2 protein-coding genes are annotated in these 7,266 nt (G+C 75.4%); both read right to left on the bottom strand.

The features are described 5' to 3' along the window. Positions 1–5,783: SDR family oxidoreductase (locus ACFHWE_RS23205; protein ID WP_416603997.1), on the bottom strand; the 5,783-nt coding region annotated here is incomplete at its 3' end. Continuing rightward, the coding region (locus ACFHWE_RS23200; RefSeq protein WP_416603996.1) for an acyltransferase domain-containing protein at positions 5,780–7,266 on the bottom strand (1,487 nt) is incomplete at its 5' end. The genes ACFHWE_RS23200 and ACFHWE_RS23205, both read right to left, overlap by 4 nt.

Raw genomic sequence — 7,266 nt, 5'->3', positions numbered from 1 at the left:
GTGTCGATGGTCATACTCGGCCCGCGCAGGTCCAAAAAGTGGCTCACACGGTTGGCGAGGAAGGCGTTGTGGTTGCCCAGCCCGCTCAACGCGTCCAGTTCGGGCTCGATGTTGTACTCGCGGTAGTGCTGGTAGCTGGCGCCCACGAACACGCCGGTCCGGGTACCCGCCAGGGACGTGGGCGCTGTGCCCGCCGACTCCAGGCACTCCCACACCCCGCGCATCAGCCAGCGGGCCTGGGGATCGAGCACCGTGGCCTGGTGGGCGAAGACGCCGAACAGGCGGGCGTCGAAGTTCTCGATCCCCTCCAGGAAGCCGCCCTGCGGGCGGGCTCCGCCCTCTTCCCAGCGGTCGGCGGGCGCCGGGGCGACGGCGCTCGCGCCATCGGCGAGCAGCCGCCACAGGTCCTCCGGCGTGTGGGCGCCGGGCAGTGCGGTGGACAGGCCAACCACCGCGGTGTCCCCGGTGTCGGACCGCTCGTCGTGCCGGGGCCGGGCGGGCGGAAGCGGCGCGGCCTTCCCAGGCTCGGGCGGTTCCGGTTCCCGGACGCCCGCGACGGACACGGGGGCTCCGACGGCGGTGGCCAGGGCCCGGCAGTCGGCCGCCTCCAGGACGTCGAGGGAGCTGACCCGCACCCCCAGGTCGGCCTCAAGGCGTTCGGCGATCTCGGTGGCCAGCATGGAGTCGAGGGAGAGCCCGGTGAACGGGGTGTCGGGGGTCAGGTCGGGCTCGCGCAGCAGTGTGCGCACGACGTCGGCGACCCCGGCGGCGGGGGTGTCCTCCCTCTCGGGCGCGGGGGCGGGCAGCGGGGCCGTGCCGGGGGCCGGGCGGTAGCGCACGCCCCTGAGCAGGAGCAGGGGGTGGTCGGCGGCGTCGAACAGAGCGAGATCGGCCACACGCGTACCGTCGGGTTCTCGGGAGAGGAGGCGGGCCTGGACCCGAGCGGTACGCGAAGGGTCTCCGAGCGCTTGGGCCTCGGCCACCGAAGCGGGCAGAAGGACGGAGGCGTCGGCGGAGCGGTCGGCCATGGTCAGGACCGCCATGCTCTGCAACGCCGCGTCCACCGCGGCGACCGCCGTAGCGGAGGGAGGCGCGTCGGGGCCCGGCCTGAGGGAGCAGAGGGCCGTCTCGGCGTCGTAGCGCACGGTGTCGATGACGGCGAGGGCGGGCCCGTGTTCCACGCCCTGGGCGGCGAACCAGGCGTAGAGACCCACCGGGTCCAGGGAGCGCTCCGGCTCGACGGGGGCGGGGGGCACGGTGACGGAGCCGCCGCCTCCGGTACGGGCCCGCGCGATGCGCCGCCCGCCCCAGTGCAGCGTCACCTCATCCTCGGACACCTCCTCGGTCAGAGGGCCCGGGCCCGTGCCCGGCGAGGCGAAGAGCACCTCGCTCAGCGGACCTGCGTGTCGCAGGGCCCGCAGCAGCAGGAGCGCGGCCGGCACCGTCGGCTCGCCCAGTACCCGGTGCTCGGCGACCAGAGCGGCCTCGGTGTCCCGGTCGGGCACCGGGACGGCGGGCTCCTCGGGGGGCAGGGGCGCAGGGAGGCCCTCCCCGGCAGGGATGCGCAGCGGGTACGGCGGCAGCGGGACGCGCCGTCCCCGGGGGTAGAGCGGCCGCAGGTCCGCGGCCTGGCCGTCGAGGAAGCGCCGCACCGTGTCGGCCGCCTCGCTCGGCAGGGCCTCCCGCGCGGCAGCCCGCGCCGCGTCCGGGCCGTGCCGGAGGAAGTCGCGCAGCCGCTCGGTGACCTCCTCCCGGTCGGTGCCGGGGAAGACGGCACGCAGCTCTCGGTGGTCCCGGCCCGTGGCGGCGGAGAAGCACACGTCGCCGAGGTCGGCGTCGGCCCCGGGCAGCCACCGGGCCACGTCGGCGACACGCGCGGCCAACGCCTCAGGGGTGTGCCCCGAGAGGGCGAGGACGTGTCCGCCCTCCGGCCGGGGCGTGTGCCCGGTCCGCTCGGGAGGTTCGGCGACGACCACGTGGGCGTTGGCCCCGCCCATCCCGAACGCGCTCACCCCGGCGACGCGGGGCCTGGTACGCGGCCACGGGAGCGCCTCACGGTTGACCGACAGGCCCGCCGCGGCCAGGTCGATACGGGTGGAGGGCCGCTCGTACCCGGCGAGCGGGGGCACTGTGCCGTGCTCCATGCACAGCAGCACCTTGACCAGTCCCGCCAGGCCGCTCGCGGGTTCCAGGTGGCCGATGTTGGCCTTCACCGACCCGATCGGCCGCAGCCCGGTTCCGGGGCCGAAGACCCTGCCCAGGGCCTCGACCTCCACGGGGTCGCCGAGGCGGGTCGCGGTCCCGTGCCCCTCGATCAGGGTCACGTCCTCGGGGCGGGTATCGGCGTCGGCCAGGGCGGCGCGGACGACCGCCTCCTGGGCCGAGGCGCGCGGGACCGGCAGGGATCCGCCGCGGCCGCCGTGGTTGACGGCGCTGCCGCGGATCACGCCGCGGACGTGGTCGCCCTCGCGCTGCGCGTCGGCCAGGGGGCGCAGCAGAAGCGCCACGGCGCCCTCGCCGGGGACGAAACCGTCGGCGTGCTCGTCGAAGGGGCGCGGCCGACCGGTGGAGAGGGCGCCCATCCGGGTGAGGCTCCGGTAGTACCAGGGGGTGAGGCCGGCGTGACAGGTGGCCACGAGCGCGGCTCCGCACTGCCCCGACCGCAGGGAGTGGACGGCCTGGTGCAGTGCCACCAGGGAGGACGAGCAGAGCGTGTCGACGGTCTGGGAGGGTCCGGTCAGGTCGAGGGTGTAGGAGATCCGGTTGGCCAGGAGCGCGTTCATCGACCCCAGGGCGGTGTGCGGCCCCACCCGGTCCAGGCCCGAGGCGTCACGGTGGTGCTCGTAGGTGGCTCCGACGAACACGCCGATATCGGTGCGTCCGTGCTGCCCGGCCTCGTCGACCACCCGCCAGGCGTGTTCCAGCAGGAGTTTCTGCTGGGGGTCCATGTCGTCGGCCTCACGGCGCGAGGTCGCGAAGAAACGGTGGTCGAAGCCGTCGCCGAGCCGGATGAAGGCGCCGCTGCGGCAGTGGTCGGCGGGGGCTTCGGGGTCGGACAGCAGCCCGGGGTCCCACCGCTGGGCGGGGATCGGGGTGAAGGCGGTGCCTCCCGCCACCAGCAGGTCCCAGAACCCGGCCAGGCCCTGACCGCCGGGCAGGTCCGCGGAGACCGCGACGATCGCGATGTCCTCGGGACGCGGGCGCGCCTGCGCGGAGGCAGCGCGGTCCGCCGCCGTTCGCTCCGCCTCCGAGGCCGCGGGGGCTGGTTCGCCGCTCAGGGCCTCCTCCGGTCCCGAGGCGACGGACGGGTGTCCGGCCCCGACTGGACCGGTCTTCGGCGCGGTGGCGTCCCCGGGCCCGACCGGCTCCGGGGCTCTGACCCCGTGCCGCTCTGTCAGCGCCCTGGTGACGCCGGCGGCGTCGGGATACTCCAGGAACAGGGTCGCGGGCAGATCCGCGCCCACGGCCCGGGACAGCTCCTCGGCCATCTCCACGCTCATGATGGAGTCGACCCCGTAATCGGCCAGAGGCGTGTCCGGGGCGACGTGGTCAAGCCCCAGTCGCGCGGCGAGGAGGCGCCTCACCCGCTCCCCCAGTCCGGGAGCCGGAGCAGGACCGTCCTCCGCGGGGGACGGGGCGGGGGCGTCGGCGGGCGCCGTCGACGGCGCGGCCGGGTGCGGGACGGTCCTGCCGTCGGGGTGGGCGACCACCACTCTGCGCTCGGGTCCGCCCAGGACCGCCAGGAGGGCGTCCAGCGCCTCCTCGGTGCCGAGGGGGCGCACACCGCGCCGGCGCAGCACGTCGGCCACCTCCACCCCCATGCCGACCTCGCCCCACAGGCCCCAGGAGACCGTCGTCCACGGCTGTCCCATGGAGTAGGCGAAGCCGTCGAGGTAGGCGTTGGCGGCGGCGTACCCTGCCTGTCCGAGGTTGCCGAAGGTCCCCGAGACCGAGCCGAACAGGACGGCGAAGTCCAGGTCCAGTCCGGACACCGCATCGGCGAGGGCGCGGGTCCCCGCCACCTTGGGCCGCAGGACGGCCTCCAGGTCCTCGGCGGAGGTGCCGCGGATGAGCCCGTCCCGGAGGATCCCGGCCGCGTGTACGGCCCCGTGCAGTCCGCGCCCGTCGGCGAGCAGGTCCGACACCGCGGCGGCGAGTTCGCCGGGGGCCGAGGCGTCGGCGCGCAGCGAACGCACCCGGCAGTCGAGGGCGGACAGTCGCTCGACGGTCTCCGGGTCCGGGGCCGAGCGGCCCACCAGCACCAGTTCGCCCGCCCCCTCGCGGGCGAAGCGCTCGGCGACCTCCACACCGATACCGCCGTGGCCGCCCAGGACGAGGTAGCGTCCTCCCGGCCGGATCCCGGTTCCGGGGGGCGGGGAGAAGGGGATGAGGGAGGGTTCGAGGCGCACGCCGCCGCGGTGGGCACTCTCCAGGGGGCCGGCCCCCAGCGCGTCGGCCACGGCCTGTCGCGCGTCCGTGCCGTGGGCGGTGTCCACCAGGCGCAGGTCCAGACCGGGGTACTCGATCGCGGCCGTGCGCACCAGCCCCCACAGCGCGGACCGGCCCGGAACCGGACGGTCGCCCTCGGACACGGGCTGGGCGTTCTCGGTGAGGACGGCGAACCGCGCGTCCCTGCGGTGGGCGGCCAGGGTGCGGATCGCGTGCAGGCAGGTGTGCGCCCCGGCGGCGAGTTCGTCACCGTCGTCTCGGGCCGTGCCCGTGGACCTCAGGTGGACCACCCCGGACACCGGGCCGACCCGTTCCCACAGTTCCTCGAACGATCGGTCCGAGAGCCGGGTGCGCACGTCCCGTGGCGCGGGGGGCACCACCTCGACCACGCGCGCGCCCCGTTCGCGCAGCGCACACGCCGTCTCCTCCGCGAGGGGAGAGGGCTGGTCCGCCGACGGGCGCAGAACCACCCACGTGCCCTCGACGGGCCGGGACGGCAGGGATCCGGCCGGGTTCCAGGAGATCCGGCCGCCGGGCAGGGGCCGCCCCGCCGGGGCGGCGGGCGCGGCCGGCTCGTGCATACGCACCCCCTCCATGACCGCCACCACGTTCCCGGCCCTGTCGAGGACGTGGGCGTCCACGGTGGAGCGGCCGTCGTGCGGTCGGGTGCGGCGGACACGGACGCGGACCCGTGGGGGCAGGGGCGCGTACACGGCCAGCCGGTCCACGCCCACGGGCACGGTCACCCGGGTCCGCCCCGCGTCCGCGAGGCTCTGCGCCGCCACGCTCGCCACCTGGAGGACCCCGTCCACCAGGTGGGGGTGCAGCAGCCAGGGGCCCGCGGTGGCGGTACCGTCCAGTTCGGCCTCCGCGTATCCGTCGCCGACCGTGAGCGTGCTGACGGTCCTCAGGTCGGGCCCGTACTCCAGGCCCGCCGCGGACCAGGCGGCGTACAACTCGCCGGGGTCGAGGGAGGAGCCGGTGTCCCGCGCCCGCCAGGGCTCGGGCGGCGTGTCCTCCGTCCTCCGGCCTCGGGCCGTGGACAGCACCCGGTTCCCGTCCGCGCGCAGTGCCAGGTCGACGCCGCCACCGTCGTGGTACCGGGCCTCCAGGTCGACCCGCTCCCGCGCTCCCCCGTCGAGGGCGAGCGGCCGGGGGAAGGCGATGGCGCGCAGTTCGCTGGGCGCGAAGGGCTCCCCCCGCAGGAGGGCGAACAGCATCATCTCGATCTGGGCGGCGGCTGGGAGCAGGGCGCGGCCGCCGAACCGGTGCTGGTCGAGGAGCGCCTCGGAGTGGTCGAAGGTCTTCCCGTAGGTACGCGTGCGACTGGTCACAGGGTCCCTCGTCTCTCTTCGTCCATGCTGTCGACCAACGGGTGTCCGGAGACCGTGTCCGGGGCGGAGCGCCGCGGCGGTTCGACGGACAGGTTCCGGCGTGCGAAGGGGTAGCCCGGGACGGTGACGGTGCGTCCTCCCTTGTCGGCGTGCAGGGCGTCCCAGTCGAGGTGTCCGACCCCGGTGTTGAGGTGGTCGGCGACGGACCGGTAGAGGTTGTACTGTTCCGGACGGTTTCTACGGAGCGTGGTGTGCCAGCGCGCCTCGACGTCGTCGGCGGTGGCGCGGGCGTGCGGGGTCAGGTGCGGTTGCGGACCCACCTCCCAGAAGTGGCGTGCTCCGGAGCGGTGCAGGGCCTGCGTGCCCTCGCGGAACCGCACGGGGTGCCGGATCTGTGCCGCCCACGTCGCCGGGTCGGTGGCGGTGGAGGGGGTGTGCCACTGCCCGGTCAGACCGTTGGCCAGCGGCACGGCGGGGGCGTTCATCGGCGTGTCCGCCAAGGCGTCGGCGAACGGTCCCACCGCGCCGTCCATGTGCGCGGAGTGGAAGGCGTGCGAGACGTTGAGCCGGCGTGCCCTGCCCTGGCCCGCACGCTCCACCAGCCGGGTGATCTCCTCGGCCGGGCCGGTCACCGTCATGTGCACCGGGGAGTTGTAGGAGGCGGCCTCCAGGCGGGGGTACTCCTCCAGCAGGCGCTCGGTCTCCTCTACGGGGCCGGTCACCGCCGCCATCGCTCCCGTACCGGGCTGTGCCTGCATCAGACGGGCACGGACCGCGGTCAGCCGCAGCAGATCGGGGAGGTCGAACACTCCGCATGCCCATGCGGCGGCCAACTCGCCCAGGCTGTGCCCGATCGCGGTTTCGGGGACGATCCCCCACGCCCCGAGCAGCCGGGTGAGCGCCACCTGGGTGGACACGATCGCGACCTGGGCGTGCTCGGTCCGGTCCAGCACGCCCTGACCGTCCCCGAACAGCAATTCCGTGAGGGGGACGCTCGTGTGGGGCCTCAGCAGCGCCTCGCACTCGTCGATCGACCGGCGGTAGACCGGTTCGCACTCGTACAGCTCCCGTCCCATCCCGGCGTGCTGCGACCCCTGTCCGGTGAAGACGAAGGCCGTGGGTACCGACCGGTTGCGGACGGCGGCCGCGGGCCGCTCGCCGGAGGCCACGGCCCGCAGCTCCTTGCGGGCCGACTCGCGGTCGGCGACCGCGAGCACGGCCCGGTGCCGGTGGTCGGTGCGGCCGGTGTCGGCGGTGTGGACGAAGTCGGCGAACGCCCCGTCGGGGAGGTCGGCGAGATGGTCGTCGTAGTCTCCGGCGAGCCGGCGCAGGGCGGCCTCCGTGGGGGCCGTGACCTTGAGCAGGTGGGCCCGCCGGGGCACCGGTGCCGCGGCGGCCGGTGCCGCCGGGGGTTCCTCCAGTACCACGTGGGCGTTGACCCCGCCCATCCCGAACGCGCTCACCCCCGCACGCAACGGCACAC

It is taken from the genome of Nocardiopsis sp. LOL_012, assembly GCF_048060475.1.
In the GTDB taxonomy this organism is placed as follows: domain Bacteria; phylum Actinomycetota; class Actinomycetes; order Streptosporangiales; family Streptosporangiaceae; genus Nocardiopsis.
Note: the sequence above shows the minus strand (reverse complement) of the source record. Positions and strands in the feature narration are given on the sequence as shown.